Source organism: Ornithinimicrobium sp., from assembly GCF_051004135.1.
Classification (GTDB): domain Bacteria; phylum Actinomycetota; class Actinomycetes; order Actinomycetales; family Dermatophilaceae; genus Ornithinicoccus.
This window is the reverse complement of record NZ_JBPCKQ010000214.1, coordinates 1-18619: the sequence shown is the minus strand read 5'-3', so window position 1 is coordinate 18619 and position 18619 is coordinate 1. Positions and strand designations below refer to the sequence as shown.

The following is an 18619-nucleotide window of genomic DNA, read 5'->3' as shown; positions in this document are numbered from 1 at the left end:
TGCGCTTGGGCTCCGGGACATGAAACGTTTGCTTTATCACGTTTTGATAACGCTCGGTCCCTCCCCCCGTAGGGCACTTCTTGCCCGGGACCGGGCGTCTCCCTGGAGGTCTGATGACGCACAAGCCCCTGTCCGATGCCCGCACGCCTGAGCACGTTACGCCCGATCTGCCCGAGTCCAGCTCTGTCCGGCACCGCCGCACGCGCAGCGTCGGCCCGCTGGCACACCCGGCGACATGGCTGACCACCGCCATCGCGGTGGCCACCGTCGGTGTGGCCGGCTACGTCGCCACCAGCTCCGGCAGCGCTGCGGGACTGGACTCCGAGGCCAACCAGGCACAGGCCAGCCTGAACGCTGCGGTGCCGGGTCTGACGGACAGTGCGGTGACCTCCGTGCAGGAGAGCATGCAGCAGCAGCGCAGCGCCCTGGGCTGGTCACAGGTCGGTCGCACCTTCGACGGCATCGCAGCGCTGGACACCTCGCAGCGGTCGGCGTCGCTGGCCGTGACCGCGGCGCACCAGCGCTCCGCGGAGATCGCGGCGCAGCGCCAGGCCGCGGAGCGGGAGGCGGAAGAGGCCGCCGCGCAGGAGGCTGCGGAAGAGGCCGCCGCGCAGGAGGCTGCTGCCGAGCGTGCCGCCGAGCAGGAGGCGGCCTCCCGGTCGCAGGAGCGCGCCGCCGCGCCCGCCCCAGAGCCAGTGCCAGAGCCCGAGCCGGAGCCCGAGCCGGAGCCCGAGCCCGAGCCGGAGCCGGAGCCCGAGCCGGCCCCCGCGCCGTCAGGCGACCCGCGCTCGATCGCGCGCTCGATGTTGGGCAGCTATGGCTGGAGCAGCGACCAGTTCGGCTGCCTTGAGTCGCTGTGGTCCAAGGAGAGCGGCTGGAACACCTACGCCGAGAACGCCTCATCCGGCGCCTACGGCATCCCCCAGTCCCTGCCCGGCAGCAAGATGGCCAGCGCGGGCTCCGACTGGCGCAGCAACCCGGCGACCCAGATCCGCTGGGGCCTGGGCTACATCAGCGGCCGCTACGGCTCGCCGTGCAGCGCCTGGTCGCACTCGCAGGCCAACAACTGGTACTGAGCCACAGGCTGCTGTTGCGGGGTGCACGGTCGGCGCCGAGACTGGCCCCATGACTTCACGGGCGGAGCAGAAGGCCGAGCAGGTCGGCGACCATCCCGCGCTCGAGAAGGCGGCACGGGCCGGCTACGCCATGAACGGCCTGCTGCACCTGGTGATCGCGGGGATCCTGGTGCAGATCGCGATCGGCTCGGGCGGTGGTCAGGCCAGCTCCTCCGGGGCCTTGTCGCAGATCAGCCAGGCGCCGTTCGGCCAGGTGCTGCTGTGGATCGGCGCTGTCGGGTATGCCGGGCTCGCGCTGTGGCAGCTGCTGCAGGGCGCCGTCGGCCCGCACGAGGAGGGCAATTCCGGTTGGGCGGATCGAGCCAAGGAGCTGGGCAAGGGCGTCACCTACGCCGTGCTGGCCTTCACGACATACAAGTTCGCCACCGGTGGGGGTTCCAGCGGCGGGGGCAAGACCAGCGACTTCACCCGCACGTTGATGCAGGCGCCGGCGGGGCAGGCGCTGGTCTTCGCCATCGGGCTCGGGGTGCTCGTGGTGGGCTGCTACCACGTCTACAAGGGCGCGACCAAGGGCTTCCTGGACGACCTCAAGGGCAACGAGAGCGGCGATCTGGGCAAGGCGGTGATCGTCGCCGGCATGGTCGGCTACATCGGCAAGGGGATCGCCCTCGGGGCCATCGGCGTGCTGTTTGCACTGGCCGCCCTGACCCGCGACCCGGAGCAGGCCACGGGGATGGACGGTGCCCTCAAGACGCTGGCCGGCAACACCGGCGGCATGGCGGTGCTGCTGGCCATAGCCGTGGGCTTCCTGGGGTACGGGCTGTACTCCTTCGCGCGCGCCAAGCACGCCGACCTCTGAGCGGTCCCGCGGCCGCTACGCCCCGCACGGGCAGGATCAGTCCTGCTCGTGCGGGCGGGCCATGCCGAGCAGGTCGAGCGCCTCGTCGAGCTGCGCCTCAGTGAGGTCCCCGCGCTCGACGTGCCCCCGGTCGAGCACCACCTCGCGGATCGTGCGGCGCGTGCTCAGCGCATCCTTGGCCACCGCCGCGGCCGCCTCGTAGCCGATCCACCCGTTGAGGGGTGTGACGATCGAGCTGGAGCTGCCCGCCAGCTCCGCGCAGCGCTCGACGTCGGCCTCCAGGCCCGCCACGGCCCCCTCGGCGAGCACCCTCGAGCTGTGGCCGAGCAGGTCGATGGACTCGACCAGCGCCAGCCCCATCACCGGCAGCATGACGTTGAGCTCGAAGGCACCGGAGGCGCCGGCCACCGTCATCGTGGTGTCGTTGCCGATGACCCGGGCGCAGACCATCAAGGTGGCCTCGGGTAGGACCGGGTTGACCTTGCCGGGCATGATGCTGGAGCCCGGCTGCAGGTCGGGCAACCGGATCTCGCCGAGCCCCGCGCGGGGGCCGGAGCCCATCCAGCGCAGGTCGTTGCAGATCTTGGTCAGCGAGACCGCCAGCACCCGGGTGGCCCCGGACAGCGCGACCAGGGCGTCCTGCGTGGACTGTGCCTCGAAGTGGTCGGCGGCCTCGCGCAGCTCCAGGTCGAGCGTCTGCGCCAGTGCGGCGATGACGCGCGGGGCGAAGTCCGGGTGGGCGTTGAGGCCGGTGCCGGCCGCGGTGCCGCCCAGCGGGAGCTCGGCGGCACCGTGCACCGCCTGGGCCAGGCGCTCGCGGCCCAGCCGGATCTGCTGGGCGTAGCCGGTCAGCTCCTGGCCCAGCGTCACCGGCACCGCATCCATCAGGTGCGTCCGGCCGGCCTTGACCACGTCGGCGAGCTCGCTCGCCTTGGCCTCCAGTGTCTCCTGAAGCGTGGCCAGCCCCGGGTCCAGGACGGTACGGGAGTGCTCCACGGCGACCAGGCGCAGCGCGGTGGGGAAGGTGTCGTTGCTGGACTGCCCGGCATTGACGTGGTCGTTGGGGTGCACCTGCAGGCCACTGCGCTGGGCGGCCAGTCGGGCGATGACCTCGTTGACGTTCATGTTGGTCGAGGTGCCCGAGCCGGTCTGGTAGGCGTCGACCGGGAAGTGCTCGTCGTGCTGCCCGAGGGCGACCTCCTGCGCGGCGTCGCCGATCGCGTCGGCGACCGGTTGCTCCAGGACGCCGAGGTCGGCGTTGACGTGCGCCGCGGCCTGCTTGATCCGAGCCAGCGCGTGCACGATCGGCGTCGGCACCGGCTGCCCCGAGATCGGGAAGTTGCGCACTGCCCGGGCGGTCTGCGCGCCGTAGAGCGCGTCGGCCGGCACCTCGATGTCGCCCATGCTGTCGTGCTCGGTGCGGGTCTGCTGGTCCTGGCTGGGTGAGCGCTGCATACGCTCCAGTCTGGTCCGCTCGGCGCGCGGCCGCACCCCTGGGTCTCTCAGAGCCGTCGCAGCCGGATCCGGCGGACCGAGTGGTTGGCGCCCTTGGACAGCACCAGGGTGGCCCGCCCGCGGGTGGGCAGGATGTTGTCGCGCAGGTTGGGGGCGTTGATCGCCTCCCAGAGGTTGTCGGCGATGTCCAGGGCCGCCTCGTCGGACAGACTGGCGTAGCGCTGGAAGTAGGACCCCGGCTGGGTGAACGCGGTCTCGCGCAGCCGCAGGAACCGCTGGACGTACCACGCCTTGATGTCGCTCACCGGGGCGTCGACATACACCGAGAAGTCGAAGAAGTCGCTGACCGCGGTCCCGGTGCGCCCGTCGTGATGCCGGCGCGGGGGCTGCAGCACGTTGAGGCCCTCCACGATGAGCACGTCCGGGCGCCGCACGACCGTCTCCTCGCCCGGCACGATGTCGTAGGTGAGATGGGAGTAGACCGGGGCACGCACCTCGGCCTTGCCTGCCTTGACCTCGGCGACGAAGCGCTGCAGCGCCCGTCGGTCGAAAGACTCCGGGAATCCCTTGCGGGCCATCAGGTTGCGCTCGGCGAGGATGTGGTTGGGCAGCAGGAAGCCGTCGGTGGTGACGAGCTCGACCTCGGGGGCTGACTCCCAGCGGGAGATCACCTCCTTCAGGATGCGGGCAGTCGTCGACTTGCCGACCGCCACCGACCCGGCCACACCGATGACGAAGGGCGTGCGCCCGCGGCGCTCGCCGAGGAAGTCGCTGGTGACCTGGTGCAGCCCCTCTGTCGCCCCCTCGTAGAAGGACAGCAGCCGGGACAGCGGAAGGTAGACCTGCTCCACCTCGGCGAGGTCCAAGCGGTCACCCAGGCCCTGCAGCCGCTCCACGTCGGTGGCGTCCAGATGCATCGGCGTCTGGTCGCGCAGCCTCGCCCACGCGGCTCGATCGAGCTCGACGTAGGCGGAGGGTAGCCTGGGACGCTCGGACGGCATGGCGCACATTGTGCCCTGTGTGACGACTGTGGCGGTTAAGGTGACCGACATGTGCGGAATCGTGGGTTACGTCGGCCCGGAGGCATCGGAGCGGGCGCTGTGTGTCGTGATGGAGGGGCTGGGTCGGCTGGAGTACCGCGGCTACGACTCCGCCGGGGTGGCGGTGGTGGCCGAGGGGGTCGTGCGCACCACCAAACGGGCCGGCAAGCTGACCAACCTGCGCACCGCGCTGGCCGACGTCCCGCCGCCGTCGACCGCGACCGCCATCGGGCACACCCGGTGGGCCACGCACGGCGGACCGACCGACGCCAACGCCCACCCGCACCGCGGCGGCACCGACAGCGGACTGGCCCTGGTGCACAACGGCATCATCGAGAACTTCCACTCACTGCGGGGCGAGCTGCTCGACGAGGGCGCCGAGTTCAGCTCCGAGACCGACACCGAGGTCGTCGCGCACCTGCTCGACCGGGCATTCGCCCGCACCGGTGACCTGACGTCGGCCATGCAGGAGGTGGTCGCCCGGCTGCTCGGGGCCTTCACGCTGCTCGCCGTCCACGCCGAGGCGCCGGACACCGTGGTCGGCGCCCGGCGCAGCTCACCGCTGGTCGTCGGGCTCGGGGAGGGGGAGAACTTCCTGGGCTCCGACGTCGCGGCCTTCATCGGCTACACCCGGCACGCCCTGGAGCTCGGTCAGGACCAGATCGTCACGATCACCGCCGACACCTGCTCGGTGATCGACTTCGACGGCACCCCCAGCGACGGCAAGGCCTATGAGGTGACCTGGGACGCCGCCGCCGCAGAGAAGGGTGGCTTCGAGACCTTCATGGAGAAGGAGATCCACGAGCAGCCGCACGCCGTCCGCGACACGCTGCTGGGCCGCACCGACGAGCACGGAGCGCTGGTGCTCGACGAGATGAGCATCAGCGAGGACGAGCTGCGGGAGATCACCAAGATCGTGATCGTCGCCTGCGGCACGGCTGCGTATGCCGGGACGGTCGCCAAGTACGCCATCGAGCGGTGGACCCGGATCCCGGTGGAGGTGGAGCTCGCCCACGAGTTCCGCTACCGCGACCCCGTGATCGACCGGCACACCCTGGTCGTCTCGATCTCCCAGTCCGGGGAGACCATGGACACGCTGATGGCGGTGCGGCACGCGATCGAGCTGGGCGCGCGCACCGTCTCGATCTGCAACACGCACGGCTCGACGATCCCGCGGGAGTCCGACGCCGTCCTCTACACCCACGCCGGACCCGAGATCGCCGTCGCCTCCACCAAGGCGTTCCTGGCCCAGATCACCGCGAGCTACGTCCTCGGGCTCTATCTGGCCCAGCTGCAGGGGGGCGACTACCGCAGGGTGGCGGCCGAGGTGCTCACCGAGCTGCACGGCATACCGGAGAAGATCCAGCAGGTACTGGACGGTATGCAGCGGGTCACCGAGATCGCCTACTTCATGTCCGCCACCCGCTCGGTGCTCTTCCTCGGCCGGCACGTCGGCTATCCGATCGCGATGGAGGGCGCGCTCAAGCTGAAGGAGCTGGCCTACATCCACGCCGAGGGCTTCGCCGCCGGCGAGCTCAAGCACGGCCCGATCGCGCTGATCGAGCCGGGCCAGCCGGTCTTCATCGTGGTGCCCTCACCGCACTCCGAGCACGGTCTGCACGGCAAGGTCGTCTCCAACATCCAGGAGATCCGCGCCCGGGGCGCCCGCACCCTGGTCATCGCCGAGGAGGGTGACGAGGACGTCGTGCCCTTCGCCGACGAGGTGATCCGGGTCCCCCGGACCTCACCGCTGCTCGCGCCGCTGCTCACCGTCGTGCCCCTGCAGGTCTTCGCGCTGCACCTGTCCAGCGCCAAGGGGTTGGACGTGGACCAGCCGCGCAACCTCGCGAAGTCGGTCACCGTCGAGTGAGCGGTGCGGGTGGGCCGACGGGGCGCCGATGATCGTCGGGGTCGGGATCGACGTCGTGGACATCGCCCGGTTCACCGACCGGCTGGAGCGGACCCCCCGGTTGGTGGAGCGACTCTTCACCGAGTCCGAGCAGCAGCTCGGTCCGCAGTCCCTGGCCGCACGGTTCGCGGCCAAGGAGGCCCTGGCCAAATGTCTCGGTGCCCCGGTCGGACTTCGCTGGGCCGATGCCACCGTGGTCCGCGAGGACAGCGGTCGGCCGGTGCTGCAGGTCAGTGGCACGGTGCAGGCCCGCGCCGATGCCCTGGGCGTGCGCGCCTTCCACCTGTCCTTGTCCCACGACGCCGGGATCGCCTCGGCCGTCGTCATCGCCGAGGGGTGAGCGGATCATGATCGAGGCCTGGACCGTGCAGCAGGTGCGGGATGCGGAGTCCGAGCTGATGGCCGATCTCCCGGAGGGCGAGCTGATGCAGCGTGCCGCCGCCGGCCTGGCCGACGTGGTCCGTCGCCGGGCGCGCTCCCGAGAGGCCCGCAGCCTGGTCGCCCTGGTCGGTGGCGGCAACAACGGCGGCGACGCGCTGTATGCCGCCGCGCAGCTCGCCAAGCGACTGCGGGTCAGCGTCGTCACGGTGACCGAGACCACCCATCGGGGTGGTGCGGCTGCGGCGCGGGTGGCCGGCGTGCCCGTCCACCGGATCGAGGGGGACTCCGACACCCTGCCCGAGCAGGTGCGGACGTTGCTGGACGAGGCCGACCTCGTGCTGGACGGTCTGCTCGGCATCGGTGGACGCGCCGGTCTGCGCGCAGCCATGGCGGCGCTCGCCGAGGCCGTGCCGCGCACGGCATACGTCATCGCGGTCGACCTGCCCAGCGGCGCCGACCCGGCCGGGCTCGAGGGGCTCGGTGCGGCGGTGTTCGCCGACGAGACCGTGACCTTCGGGGTGCCCAAGCCGGTGCACCTGCTGCCCGCCACGCTGCCGGCCGTGGGCCGGCTGAGCATGGTGGACATCGGCTTGCGGATGTCCGGGGTCCCTGCCGTGCAGCGCCTGGAGCCCCGTGACGTCGCCGGCCTGTGGCCGGTGCCTGGGCCCGGGGGCGACAAGTACTCCCGCGGGGTCGTCGGGGTGGTGGCCGGAGGTGATGCCTACCCCGGGGCGGCCGTGCTCTGCACCGGGGCCGCGGCCCAGGCCGGGGTGGGCATGGTGCGCTACGTCGGACCGCCCGTGGCCAGCGAATACGTGCTGCACGCGGCCCCCGAGGTGGTGCCGGGCAGCGGGCGGGTGCAGGCCTGGGTGCTGGGACCGGGAGTGGATGCCGGCGACGACAGCGAGGGCGGGCAGGCGCAGGTGCGGGCGATCCGTGCGGCCCTGGAGTCCCCGCAGCCCTGTGTGGTGGACGCCGGGGCCCTCGAGCTGATCCAGGGCCGGCGGCGGGGACCGACGCTGCTCACCCCCCACGCCGGTGAGCTGGCGCGGCTGCTGTCCCGGCTGGACCCCGGGCAGCCGGTGGATCGCGCGGCGGTGGTGGCGGACCCCGTGGGGACGGCGCGGCGAGCTACGGCCCTGACCGGCGGGACCTTGTTGCTCAAGGGTTCGACCACGGTGGTGGTCGAACCGGACGCCGATGCACCGGTGCGCGTGCAGGCCGACGCGCCGTTCTGGCTGGCGACGGCCGGGGCAGGTGACGTGCTTGCGGGTCTGGCCGGCACCCTGCTCGCCGCCGGGCTGGAGCCCGGCACGGCGGGGTCGCTGGCTGCCCTCGTGCACGGCGCGGCGGCCCATCGGGCCAACCCGGGGGGACCGGTGCGTGCCACGGCCGTCTCCCACGCCATACCCGGGACAATCGCCCACCTCCTCACCGTTTGCTAGGGGTGTTGCCCCCTCTCCAACGTTTGCCAGAGGTTTGTGCCTCACGACCCGTCTGAGCTGCTGCCCGCCGGGCCCCGCGGCGGTCGGCCCGCAGACGGGAGGCCGTCACGATGCCCCAGTGCAGGCCGAGCAGGGCGAAGGCATGGGTGGCGATTGCCGCGGTAGTCGTCGGTGACCGGCCAGTACCGCTTGGCCAGCCGCACAATAGGCGGCTCGTGCACATCGATCGCGTGTCCACCCTGGGGGGCGTCCCGCAGCACGCCGACGGCGGTCGCGACCAGGATCGCGCCGAAGACCAGGAACATCCCAGTCGAAGACGAGAGCAGCTGCGCGCCGAGCGCGATGAGGATGACGCGCAGCACGACCGCTCCGGCGATCCCGAAGAGCAGCACCAGCTGCGGCACCGCACCCCGGGAGATGCGTGTAGGCCGTAATGACGTCTAAACGTGATCACTTCCCGAGTGGGCGAGGGTGCGCACCAACAAATGGTCAAGGCTCGGTCATGCCCCTTCCCGACGCATAAATTCTGTGTTCGGGGTTGTCCCGCATTGCGTCCAGCGTGCGCAGAGGTGCCGCACCATGAAAGAGCAAGGAAATTCGTCTTCCAGGGGGTCTCGTGGTTCTTATCCGCACCATCATCGGTGTCTGTACTGCGCTTTTGATCACCGGCTCACTGCCTGCGACAGCCGTCGTGGCGCCGGAGCCCACCCAGGCGGTCACGGTGCCCACGGCAGATCCGTGCAACGGTGGCCCGGCGGTGACCCGGGTGTCCGGCACCGACCGCTACGCGACCTCGGCGGGCGTTTCTCAGGAATGGCCCGGCGGCCAGGCGGTTGCCTTCGTCGTCAGCGGACAGACGTATCCCGACGCCGTGTCGGCCTCGGGGCGGGCCGCGGATGTCAATGCTCCGGTTCTGCTGACCAGACGAGACTCCGTCCCGGCGCAGACCGCCCAGGCGCTGCGCAGGCTGCGCCCCGACCGGATCGTCGTCGTCGGCGGCACCGCAGCGGTGTCCACCAATGTGGCCAGGCAGCTGGGTCGGTACGCCAGTCGGCCGGTCGAACGGGTCTCGGGGTCGAACCGGTACGCGACCTCGGCGGCGGTGGCGGGCAAGTACTCGCCCGGACAGTCCAAGGTGTTTCTGGCCAGTGGTGAGGACTTCCCGGACGCGCTGGCCGGCTCCGCGCTGGCGGGAGACCTGGAGGTCCCGCTACTGCTGACCCCTCGGGATCGGCTGGATGCGGCCACCGTCGCCCTGCTGCGCAAGCTGGCGGCGCGCGAGGTGGTGGTCCTCGGCGGCTCAGGTGTGATCTCCTCTGCCGTGGCCAAGCAGGCGGCGGCCTACTCGACCTCGGGGCGCTGGAGCCGGTTGGCCGGCGCGGACCGCTATGCCACGGCCGAGGCGATCGCCAAGCAGTTCCCCCGTGGTGCGGAGCGCAGCTACGTGGCCTCGGGCCAGCTCTTTCCCGACGCTCTCGTGGGCGCAGCCCTGGCCGGACGCCGGGGTGCGCCGATGATCCTGACCCCCAGGTCGGGCCTGGCGGCCGGGACCCGAGGAGCCCTGGAACATCAACGACCCGAGGCCATCTCGGTCCTCGGCGGCTCGAAGGTCGTCTCCTCTGCCGTGCTCCGGTCCTTGGCCAGGTATGCGGCGGTATCAGAGAACTGCCGCCCGATGCTGGGTGGCTATCTGGGGTCGGCCAACGAATCGCCGGATGAACGGTTCAAGGCGAACTTCGGGGCCTACCCCGATCTGGCCTCGACCTACTACCAAGCCCAAGGGCGAGGCGGTGGCCGCATCAACTTCGACTACGAACGGTCTCGCATCAGTCGTGGCACCATCCCCGTGCTCACCGTCACCTCCCGGAAGGGCCCGTGGACCATGGAGCAGATCGGCTCCGGGGCCGCCGACAAGTGGATCGACTCCTGGGTCGCGGATCTGGCCAAGCTCGACGCCGAGGTCTGGTTCACCTTCGAGCACGAGTTCGAGGTGAAGCTGAACCAGGGCCAGTTGGCTAAAGGCACCACCGTGGCGCAGTACATCCGTGCCTACAACCGGTTCCAGAGTCGCGTGAAGGCCGGTGCGCCCAAGGTGAAGTTCCTGTACTGGTACGGCTATTTCGACACCGCGAAGATCGACGCCATTGGCACTGGAATCAACCGCCCGGACGTCGTCGCCCTCGACCCCTACGTTTTCAAGCACCGCCCGGCTTCGACAACCTTCGAGCAGATGGCGCAACCGAAGCTGCAGTGGCTGCGCGGGCGCAGTTGGTATGCCGGTCAGCCGATCATCTTTGCCGAGTTCGCCAAGGACACCCGCTTCGGGGACGCCAACGTCGCGAGGTTCCTGAGCAACTTGCGACCACGGCTGGCCGACCTCAGGGTGACGGGAGCCATCTACTTCGCCCGGGACAAGGGCCCGGCGGACATCGAGGCGGACATCACTCAGCGTGAGTGGGACCAGGCCCGCGCGGCCTACCGCCGCTCCGTCGTGCAGTGAGGGGCGCGCAGCCGGCCTCAGCGACTACGGTTCAGCGCGCTGGTGACGGCCCGCAACGACGCGGTCACGATGTTGGGGTCGATCGCCACGCCCCAGCGGACCTCACCGTCGATCGCGCACTCGACGTAGGCGGCGGCCACGGCGTCGTCGCCCGAGGACAGTGCGTGCTCGGCGTAGTCCAGCACGCGCACATCGTGCCCCAGTGTCGCCAGGGCCCGGACGAAGGCCGCGATCGGCCCGTTGCCCGATCCGGTCACGACCTGCTCCGCGCCCTCGGTCAGCACGGTCGCGGTGAGCTCATCCGTGCCGTCGGGTGCGGTGTGCGTGTCGACCGAGCGCAGCAGCACTGGCTCGACCGGCACCAGGTACTCAGCCTCGAAGGCGGCCCAGATCGCGGCCGGGGACATCTCCCCGCCCTCGCCGTCGGTGTGCTCCTGGACCACCCGGCTGAACTCGATCTGCAGCCGGCGGGGCAGGTCCAGCTTGTGCTCGGTGCGCATGATGTAGGCCACCCCGCCCTTGCCGGACTGGCTGTTGACCCGGATGACGGCCTCGTAGGACCGTCCGAGGTCCTTGGGATCGATCGGCAGGTAGGGCACCGCCCAGGGGTGGTCATCAACTGGGACCCCGGCGACCGAGGCGTCCCGCTCCAGGGCCTCCAGCCCCTTCTTGATCGCATCCTGGTGCGACCCGGAGAAGGCGGTGAAGACCAGGTCGCCGCCGTACGGGTGGCGCTCGGGCACCGGCAGCTGGTTGCAGTGCTCGACGGTGCGCCGGATCTCATCGATGTCGGAGAAGTCGATCTGGGGGTCGATGCCCTGGCCGAACAGGTTCATCCCCAGGGTGACCAGGCAGACGTTGCCGGTGCGCTCGCCGTTGCCGAACAGGCACCCTTCGATGCGGTCCGCGCCGGCCAGGTAGCCCAGCTCGGCCGCCGCGACGGCGGTGCCGCGGTCGTTGTGCGGGTGCAGGGACAGCACGACGTCGTCGCGGTGCTCCAGGTGCCGGCTCATCCACTCGATCGAGTCGGCATACACGTTGGGGGTGGCCATCTCCACCGTGGCCGGCAGGTTGACGATGACCGGCCGTTCGGGGGTGGGCTCCAGGATCTCGTTGACTTTGTTGCAGACGCGCAGCGCGAAGTCGAGCTCGGTGCCGGTGTAGGACTCGGGGGAGTACTCATAAAAGACCTGAGTCCCTGCCGGTGTCGTGATTTCCTCCTCGAACTTCTTGCACAGCCGCGCGCCCTGGGTGGCGATGTCGACGATGCCGTCCATGTCGGTGTCGAAGACCACGCGCCGCTGCAGGGTGGAGGTGGAGTTGTAGAGGTGCATGATCGCCTGGTCGGCGCCCTCGATGGACTCGTAGGTGCGCTGGATCAGGTGCTCGCGGGCCTGGGTCAGCACCTGGATCACCACGTCGTCGGGGATCAGGTCCGCCTCGATGAGCATCCGCACGAAGTCGAAGTCGGTCTGGCTGGCCGAGGGGAAGCCGACCTCGATCTCCTTGTAGCCCATCCGCACCAGCAGCTCGAACATGCGCCGCTTGCGGTCCGGGGTCATCGGGTCGATGAGGGCCTGGTTGCCGTCGCGCAGGTCGACGGCGCACCAGCGCGGAGCCTTGGTTATCGTGCGTTCCGGCCAGGTGCGGTCGGGCAGGTCGATGGGGGGGTATGCGGTGTAGCGGCCGAACGGCATACCGCTGGGCTGTTGGGGGTTGCGCTGGGCGGTCACGGTGCTTCCTCGCTGTGTGGGGTATGCGTCCGGGACAGCGCAGACTCCGCAGCGAGGGCCGGACCTAGGAGGTCTCGCTGCGGCAGCCGAGGAGCAGACGCGAGGTAGTCATCGGTTGCAGCGTAACCCATCGACCTGACGCAGCGTCAACTCGGCTGGGGGACGGAGCGGTGACCAACCGGCATCGCCGTTCACCCAGACCATCACTGCCCACCCACACCATCGGCCAACGTCCTCGACATCGCGCTACAGCGCGATGGTCTGCGCGGAAGGTGATGGTTTGTGTGATGGCCGAGTGCGAGGGTCGGGCCCCCCCTCTCGGCTGCTCGCCCGGGTGTCAGGCAGGTGCTCAGGCGGTCAGCCGCCGGTCTGCGCCGTGACGACGGGCTTGTATGCCGGGCGCTGCGTCTCGAAGGCGGTGATGGTCTCTTCGTGGGCCAGGGTCAGCGAGATGTCGTCCAGACCGTTCAGCAGGCGCCACCGGGTGTAGTCGTCGATCTCCAGCGGCGCGACGATGTCGCCGGCCACGACCAGACGTCGCTCCAGGTCGACGTTCACGCTCGCTCCCGGCTCGTTGTCCAGGTACTTCCAGATCAGCTCGACGTCGTCCTGACCCACCTGTGCGCACAGCAGCCCCGCCTTGCCGGAGTTGCCGCGGAAGATGTCGCCGAAGCGGGAGGCGATCACGGCCCGGAAGCCGTACTGCATCAGCGCCCACACCGCGTGCTCCCGGGAGGAGCCGGTGCCGAAGTCGGGACCGGCGACCAGCACCGAGCCCGCCGCATACACCTCGTCGTTGAGCACGAAGGAGGAGTCCTCGCGCCACCGCGCGAACAGGCCGTCCTCGAAGCCGGTGCGGCTGACCCGCTTGAGGTAGGAGGCGGGGATGATCTGGTCGGTGTCGACGTTGCTGCGACGCAGCGGCACGCCGACCCCGGTGTGCGTGGTGAACGGCTCCATCAGCGCGTCCCCGCCGGCTCGAGTGCAGGCTCCAGGTCGACCGGGCTGGACAGCGTGCCCCGCACGGCGGTCGCCGCTGCCACCTCGGGAGAGACCAGGTGGGTCCTGCCGCGCGCACCCTGACGGCCCTCGAAGTTGCGGTTGGAGGTCGACGCGCAGCGCTCCATCGGCGCGAGCTGGTCGGGGTTCATGCCCAGACACATCGAGCAGCCGGCCAGCCGCCACTCGGCGCCCGCGTCGAGGAATACCCGGTCCAGCCCCTCCGCCTCGGCCTGCAGGCGCACGGCGTGCGAGCCCGGGACGACCAGCATCCGCAACCCCTCGGCGATCCGCCGGTCGCGCAGCACCCCGGCGGAGATCCGTAGGTCCTCGATCCGGCCGTTGGTGCACGAGCCGAGAAAGACCGCGTCGACCGCGATCTCGCGCATCGGCGTGCCGGGAGCCAGGTCCATGTAGTCCAGTGCCCGCTGCGCGGCGCCCTTGTCGCCCTCGTCTCCCAAGTCGTCGGGATCGGGCACGGCGCCACTCAGCGGCACCGACTGCCCGGGGTTGGTCCCCCAGGTGACATAGGGGGTGAGCTCGGCGGCGTCGAGCACGACCTCGGCGTCGAAGGTCGCGTCGTCGTCGGTGCGCAGCTCGCGCCATGCCTGGAGCGCGGCGTCCCAGTCGGCACCCTGGGGAGCGTGCGGGCGCCCCTGCAGGTAGTCGAACGTCGTCTCGTCGGGCGCGACCATGCCCGCGCGTGCCCCGGCCTCGATCGACATGTTGCAGATCGTCATCCGCCCCTCCATCGACAGAGCGCGGATGGCGCTGCCGCGATACTCCAGCACGTAGCCCTGACCCCCGCCCGTGCCGATCCGGTTGATCACCGCCAGGATGATGTCCTTGGGGGAGACCCCGGGCGCCAGCTGGCCCTCGACGGTGATCGCCATGGTGCGGAACGGGCGCAGCGGTAGCGTCTGCGTGGCCAACACGTGCTCGACCTCGCTGGTGCCGATGCCCAGCGCCAGGGCGCCGAACGCCCCGTGCGTCGAGGTGTGCGAGTCACCACAGACGATCGTCATGCCCGGCTGGGTCAGGCCCAGCTCCGGACCGATGACGTGCACGATGCCCTGTCCGAGTCGGCCACGCTCGTGGTGCACGATGCCGTGCTCCGCGCAGTTGGTCTGCAGCGCCTCCAGCTGGGTGCGGCTGACCACGTCGAGCACCGGGCCGAGCGTGGTGGGCACGTTGTGGTCCTCGGTCGCCACGGTCAGGTCCGGGCGGCGCACGGTGCGCCCAGCCGCCCGCAGCCCCTCGAAGGCCTGCGGGCTGGTCACCTCGTGCACGAGATGCAGGTCGATGTAGAGCAGGTCGGGCTCCCCCTCGACCTGCCGCACGACGTGGCTGTGCCATACCTTCTCCGCCAGGGTGTTGCCCATCGACCTCTCCAGACCTGCGACCATGTGGGCCACACTTTAATCCCCAGCGGCGGACGCAAGGTCAAGGAGCAGGTACGGATGAGCACCCACCGGTTGGCGGTGATCCCCGGTGACGGGGTCGGACCCGAGGTCACCTCCGCGGCGCTGCAGGTGCTGGACGTCGCGGAGCAGCGGTTCGGGTTCACCACCGAGCGCACGCAGGTCCCGGTCGGCGCGGAGCACTATCTGGCCACCGGCGAGCTGCTCACCGACGAGACGACCGGCACGCTGCGCCAGCACGACGCGATCCTGTTCGGCGCGATCGGCAGCCAGAAGGTCACCCCCGGCATCATGGAGCGCGGCATCATCCTGGCCCTGCGCGGCTCGATGCGCCAGGCGATCAACCTGCGCCCGGTGCGGCTCTACCCGGGAGTGCCGACGCCCATCGCAGGGCTGACGCCAGAGCGCTGCGACCTGGTGATCGTGCGAGAGAACACCGAGGGCGCCTACGTCGGCACGGGCAGCACCGTGCACCGCGGCACGCCGTATGCCGTCGCGACCCAGGAGTCGATCACCACCTGGTATGCCGCCCAGCGGGCCGTGGACTTCGCCTTCCGGCTGGCCCGGCAGCGGCGCGGCAAGGTGACGCTGTGCCACAAGACCAACGTGCTGGTGCAGGCCGGTGCGCTGTGGCTCGAAGCGATGGAGTCGGTCGGAGCCGACTACCCCGAGGTGGAGACCGACTACGTGCACGTCGACGCCATGTGCATGCACCTGCCGGTCAGCCCGGAGCGTTTCGACGTGGTCGTCACCGACAACCTGTTCGGCGACATCGTCACCGACCTCGGTGCCGTGGTGCAGGGCGGCCTCGGCGTCGCGGCCAGCGGCAACCTCAACCTCGACGGCAGCGCGCCGAGCATGTTCGAGCCGATCCACGGCTCCGCGCCCGATATCGCCGGCCGGGGTTGGGCCAACCCCGCCGGTGCGGTGCTCTCGCTCGCGCTGTGTCTGTCCACCTTGGGGGAGGGGCAGGCCGCGGCGGCGGTGGAGGCGGCGACGGCGGCCGTGCTGGCGCAGCTGCCGGCGTTGGCAGGTGAGGCGATGGGTGCCCGCACCGCCGAGCTCGGCGAGCAGATCGCCGACCGGCTGACATCCGCGCCCCAGGACCAGTCAGACCCTGCGTCGCTGATGCCGCAGCTGGCCGCTGTGCGTGCCGAGCTGGCCCGGACCGACTAAGAGCAGGTGGCAGGCATGGACTTCGACCCGACGATCCACCCGGCCTACGCGCGCATCGACCTTGCGGCGATCCGGCACAACGTCGGGGTCCTCCGAGCCCGGGCGGGCTCGGCGGCGCTGATGGCCGTGGTCAAGGCGGACGCCTGCGGGCACGGCCTGGTGCCGGTGGCGCGAGCCGCCGTCGCCGGGGGCGCCGACTGGCTCGGCACCGCGCAGCTGGGGGAGGCCCTGCAACTTCGTGCTGCGTGCCTGAAGGTGCCCCTGCTGACCTGGCTGCACGCCCCCGGGGCCGACTACGCGCCCGCGGTTGCCGCCGACATCGACCTGGGGGTCTCCGCACCGTGGGGGCTGGCGGAGGTGGTCCGTGCCGCCGCGGCGACGGGTCGCACCGCCCGGGTGCAGCTCAAGGTCGACACCGGTCTGGCTCGCAACGGCGCCTATGCGCTCGGTGGGGGTCGCACCGACTACGCCGACCTCGTGGACCGGGCCGCGGCGGCGCAGGCCGAGGGCAGTGTCGAGGTCGTCGGCGTGTTCACCCACTTCGCGTATGCCGATGCCCCCACCCATCCGAGCGTGCGCAGCCAGCAGGAGGCCTTCGCCGACGCCGTGGCGCTCGCCGAACGGGCCGGTCTGGCCCTGCAGGTGCGGCACATGTCCAACTCGGCCGCGACGCTGACCACCCCCGACGCCGCCTGGGACATGGTGCGTCCCGGTCTCGCCGTCTACGGCCTGTCTCCGGTGCCCGACCTGGGAAACAGCGCCGACTTCGACCTCGTGCCCGCGATGACCGCCGTGGCCCGGGTCGCGACGCTCAAGCGGGTTCCGGCCGGACAGGGCGTGTCCTACGGGCACACCTTCACCACGACCGCGCCGACCACCCTGGCCGACGTGCCGGTGGGCTACGCCGACGGCATACCCCGGCATGTCTCCAACGCGGCCTCGGTGTGGCTCGGCGGGGCGCAGCGGCCGATTGCGGGGCGGGTGTGCATGGACCAGATCGTCATCGACGCCGGCGACGCCGAGGTGGCGTGCGGGGACGAGGTCGTGCTCTTCGGACCGGGTACCGGCGGTGAGCCAACCGCGCAGGACTGGGCGGAGGCCGCCGGGACGATCAACTACGAGATCGTGACGCGCTTCGGTCCGCGCGTGCCCCGGGTCTACGTCGGGGGCGAGGGATCCGGCGAGTGACCCGGGTCAGCAGACCCGATGTCGTGGTCACGACCGACGACGGCGTCGCGCTCGCCGTGGACATCGACGATCCGCCGGGTCCGGCATCCGGGCCCCGCCCCTCCGGTCTCACGGTGGTCCTGGCCCACGGCTACACCCTGGACTCTCGCAGCTGGACGTTGCAACGCAGCGTGCTGCAGGAGGCCGGTCACCGGGTCGTGCGGTGGGACCAGCGCGGACACGGCCGCTCGGATATCGGGGAGCCGGCCACGCACACCATCCGGCGGCTGGGGCAGGACCTGCGCGAGGTCCTCGATGCCGTCGTGCCCCAGGGGCCGGTCCTGCTGGGCGGGCACTCGATGGGGGCGATGGCACTGATGTCGTATGCCGGCCGGCGCCGCGAGCATCTGGGGGAGCGGCTGCGGGGGATGGCGCTGGTCAGCACGAGTGTGGGGGGCCTGGACGCGGTGCGCTGGGGGCTAGGCGAACGGGTCGGCGCAGTGGTCACCCGCACCGGGCCCGACGTCGCGGCCGAGCTGGCTCGGCACCCGGGGTGGGTGGACCGGCTGCGCCGACATCCCACCCCGTTGAGCGACGTCGCCGTCGCGACCTCGTCCTTCGGCTCTCGCGTCCCGCGTTCCGTCCGGCGACTGACCCGCGACATGATCCTCGGCACCGACCCCGCGGTCGTCGCCAGCTTCGTGCCCACGCTGCAGCAGCACGACGTGGCCGACCTCCTCGACACGCTGGCCGACCTGCCGGCCCTGGTCATCGTCGGCGACCGGGACGTGCTGACTCCCCCGGAGCACAGCGCTCGGATCGCCGCGCGGCTACCGCTGGCCGAGCACGTGATGGTGCAGCGGGCGGGCCACATCCTGATGCTCGAGCACCCCGAGGTCGTGTCCGAGCACCTGGCCCGGCTCGCGCAGCGCTGTCTTGACCCGGCCCCCGCACCCCCTCCCCGGCAAGCCAGGCCCCGGCATACCGTCGTCGACCTGCGCCCTGGGCGGGGCCGCCGTGCGCCCACCCCCGGGGGCGGTGGATGAGGTCCCCCGGGCCGGTGGACGGGCCTGCGGACCGACCCGAGCCGTGGCTGCTGCCGACGGCGGCGGACACCCGGCGCTTCGGTCGGCTGCTCGGTGAGCAGCTCCGCGCCGGTGACCTGGTACTGCTGACCGGCGACCTCGGGGCCGGCAAGACCACGCTCACGCAGGGCCTGGCCGACGGGCTCGGGGTGCGCGGGCCGATCACCTCGCCGACCTTCGTGATCGCGCGCGAACACCCCTCATTGAGCGCCGGTCCGCCTCTGGTCCACGTCGACGCATATCGTCTCGGCGGTCGCGCGGAGCTCGACGATCTCGACCTGGACACGGCCCTGGACGAAGCGGTGACCGTCGTGGAGTGGGGTGAGGGCCTCGTGGAGCAGCTCAGCGGCGATCGGCTGGAGGTGCGGCTGCA

16 protein-coding genes are annotated in these 18619 nt (G+C 71.1%); 10 read left to right on the top strand and 6 right to left on the bottom strand.

The features are described 5' to 3' along the window. Positions 1-113: 113 nt before the first annotated feature. Both ACR2FV_RS15380 and ACR2FV_RS15375 read left to right on the top strand, forming a co-directional pair. Positions 114-1076: a lytic transglycosylase domain-containing protein gene (locus tag ACR2FV_RS15380; RefSeq protein WP_434016576.1), complete on the top strand. Its 963-nt coding sequence runs from the start codon at positions 114-116 to the stop codon at positions 1074-1076. Between the two features lie 49 nt (positions 1077-1125). Further along, positions 1126-1935: a DUF1206 domain-containing protein gene (locus ACR2FV_RS15375; RefSeq protein WP_434016575.1), complete on the top strand. Its 810-nt coding sequence runs from the start codon at positions 1126-1128 to the stop codon at positions 1933-1935. A 36-nt stretch (positions 1936-1971) separates the two neighbouring features. Here ACR2FV_RS15375 and ACR2FV_RS15370 read toward each other — a convergent pair whose 3' ends face one another. Together ACR2FV_RS15370 and coaA are read right to left on the bottom strand one after the other, a co-directional pair. Continuing rightward, on the bottom strand, positions 1972-3390 hold the full coding sequence (locus ACR2FV_RS15370; protein ID WP_434016574.1) for a class II fumarate hydratase: 1419 nt from the start codon (positions 3388-3390) through the stop codon (positions 1972-1974). A 47-nt stretch (positions 3391-3437) separates the two neighbouring features. Further along, entirely contained in the window at positions 3438-4391 is a 954-nt protein-coding gene (gene coaA, locus ACR2FV_RS15365; RefSeq protein ID WP_434016573.1) for a type I pantothenate kinase, read from the bottom strand. Between the two features lie 49 nt (positions 4392-4440). Here coaA and glmS point away from each other — a divergent pair, with 49 nt between their 5' ends. From glmS to ACR2FV_RS15350, 3 genes are read left to right on the top strand one after another with little or no spacing between them, the layout of a single operon-like run. Continuing rightward, positions 4441-6300 carry a glutamine--fructose-6-phosphate transaminase (isomerizing) gene (gene glmS / locus ACR2FV_RS15360; protein ID WP_434016572.1) on the top strand — a complete coding sequence of 620 codons (1860 nt, stop codon included), beginning with the start codon at positions 4441-4443 and terminating at the stop codon, positions 6298-6300. A 28-nt stretch (positions 6301-6328) separates the two neighbouring features. Continuing rightward, positions 6329-6679 carry a holo-ACP synthase gene (locus tag ACR2FV_RS15355; RefSeq protein ID WP_434016571.1) on the top strand — a complete coding sequence of 117 codons (351 nt, stop codon included), beginning with the start codon at positions 6329-6331 and terminating at the stop codon, positions 6677-6679. A gap of 7 nt (positions 6680-6686) precedes the next feature. Beyond that, positions 6687-8165 (top strand): bifunctional ADP-dependent NAD(P)H-hydrate dehydratase/NAD(P)H-hydrate epimerase, encoded by a 1479-nt coding sequence (locus tag ACR2FV_RS15350; RefSeq protein WP_434016570.1) that lies wholly within the window; start codon positions 6687-6689, stop codon positions 8163-8165. A gap of 41 nt (positions 8166-8206) precedes the next feature. Here ACR2FV_RS15350 and ACR2FV_RS15345 read toward each other — a convergent pair whose 3' ends face one another. Further along, positions 8207-8569 carry a TerC family protein gene (locus ACR2FV_RS15345; RefSeq protein WP_434016569.1) on the bottom strand — a complete coding sequence of 121 codons (363 nt, stop codon included), beginning with the start codon at positions 8567-8569 and terminating at the stop codon, positions 8207-8209. 287 nt (positions 8570-8856) lie between these two features. Here ACR2FV_RS15345 and ACR2FV_RS15340 point away from each other — a divergent pair, with 287 nt between their 5' ends. Then, positions 8857-10665, top strand: coding sequence for a cell wall-binding repeat-containing protein (locus tag ACR2FV_RS15340; RefSeq protein ID WP_434016568.1), 1809 nt, complete (start codon positions 8857-8859; stop codon positions 10663-10665). Positions 10666-10682: 17 nt separating this feature from the next. Here ACR2FV_RS15340 and leuA read toward each other — a convergent pair whose 3' ends face one another. From leuA to leuC, 3 genes are all read right to left on the bottom strand, one after another. Further along, positions 10683-12362, bottom strand: coding sequence for a 2-isopropylmalate synthase (gene leuA / locus ACR2FV_RS15335; protein ID WP_434016589.1), 1680 nt, complete (start codon positions 12360-12362; stop codon positions 10683-10685). A 393-nt stretch (positions 12363-12755) separates the two neighbouring features. Next, positions 12756-13358: a 3-isopropylmalate dehydratase small subunit gene (gene leuD / locus ACR2FV_RS15330; RefSeq protein ID WP_434016567.1), complete on the bottom strand. Its 603-nt coding sequence runs from the start codon at positions 13356-13358 to the stop codon at positions 12756-12758. Continuing rightward, the gene (gene leuC, locus ACR2FV_RS15325; protein ID WP_434016588.1) at positions 13358-14779 is read right to left on the bottom strand and encodes a 3-isopropylmalate dehydratase large subunit; all 1422 of its coding nucleotides are present in this window, start codon (positions 14777-14779) and stop codon (positions 13358-13360) included. Before leuC ends, leuD begins: the two co-directional genes overlap by 1 nt. A gap of 78 nt (positions 14780-14857) precedes the next feature. On the opposite strand from leuC, the gene ACR2FV_RS15320 reads away from it, so the two are divergent. The 4 genes from ACR2FV_RS15320 to tsaE form a co-directional block, all read left to right on the top strand. Continuing rightward, complete coding sequence (locus tag ACR2FV_RS15320) at positions 14858-15994, top strand: 3-isopropylmalate dehydrogenase (protein WP_434016566.1); 1137 nt, start codon at positions 14858-14860, stop codon at positions 15992-15994. Between the two features lie 15 nt (positions 15995-16009). Beyond that, complete coding sequence (gene alr / locus ACR2FV_RS15315) at positions 16010-17182, top strand: alanine racemase (protein WP_434016565.1); 1173 nt, start codon at positions 16010-16012, stop codon at positions 17180-17182. A gap of 23 nt (positions 17183-17205) precedes the next feature. Further along, positions 17206-18207: an alpha/beta fold hydrolase gene (locus tag ACR2FV_RS15310; protein ID WP_434016564.1), complete on the top strand. Its 1002-nt coding sequence runs from the start codon at positions 17206-17208 to the stop codon at positions 18205-18207. Between the two features lie 14 nt (positions 18208-18221). Next, the coding region (gene tsaE, locus ACR2FV_RS15305) for a tRNA (adenosine(37)-N6)-threonylcarbamoyltransferase complex ATPase subunit type 1 TsaE (protein WP_434016563.1) at positions 18222-18619 on the top strand (398 nt) is incomplete at its 3' end.

Excerpts from the sequence above, each read along its gene's own strand:
- ACR2FV_RS15380 (WP_434016576.1), top strand. The coding sequence starts at position 114 with ATGACGCACAAGCCCCTGTCCGATGCCCGCACGCCTGAGCACGTTACG.
- ACR2FV_RS15375 (WP_434016575.1), top strand. The coding sequence starts at position 1,126 with ATGACTTCACGGGCGGAGCAGAAGGCCGAGCAGGTCGGCGACCATCCC.
- ACR2FV_RS15370 (WP_434016574.1), bottom strand. The coding sequence starts at position 3,390 with ATGCAGCGCTCACCCAGCCAGGACCAGCAGACCCGCACCGAGCACGAC.
- coaA (WP_434016573.1), bottom strand. The coding sequence starts at position 4,391 with ATGCCGTCCGAGCGTCCCAGGCTACCCTCCGCCTACGTCGAGCTCGAT.
- glmS (WP_434016572.1), top strand. The coding sequence starts at position 4,441 with ATGTGCGGAATCGTGGGTTACGTCGGCCCGGAGGCATCGGAGCGGGCG.
- ACR2FV_RS15355 (WP_434016571.1), top strand. The coding sequence starts at position 6,329 with ATGATCGTCGGGGTCGGGATCGACGTCGTGGACATCGCCCGGTTCACC.
- ACR2FV_RS15350 (WP_434016570.1), top strand. The coding sequence starts at position 6,687 with ATGATCGAGGCCTGGACCGTGCAGCAGGTGCGGGATGCGGAGTCCGAG.
- leuA (WP_434016589.1), bottom strand. The coding sequence starts at position 12,362 with ATGCCGTTCGGCCGCTACACCGCATACCCCCCCATCGACCTGCCCGAC.
- leuD (WP_434016567.1), bottom strand. The coding sequence starts at position 13,358 with ATGGAGCCGTTCACCACGCACACCGGGGTCGGCGTGCCGCTGCGTCGC.
- leuC (WP_434016588.1), bottom strand. The coding sequence starts at position 14,779 with ATGGGCAACACCCTGGCGGAGAAGGTATGGCACAGCCACGTCGTGCGG.
- ACR2FV_RS15320 (WP_434016566.1), top strand. The coding sequence starts at position 14,858 with ATGAGCACCCACCGGTTGGCGGTGATCCCCGGTGACGGGGTCGGACCC.
- alr (WP_434016565.1), top strand. The coding sequence starts at position 16,010 with ATGGACTTCGACCCGACGATCCACCCGGCCTACGCGCGCATCGACCTT.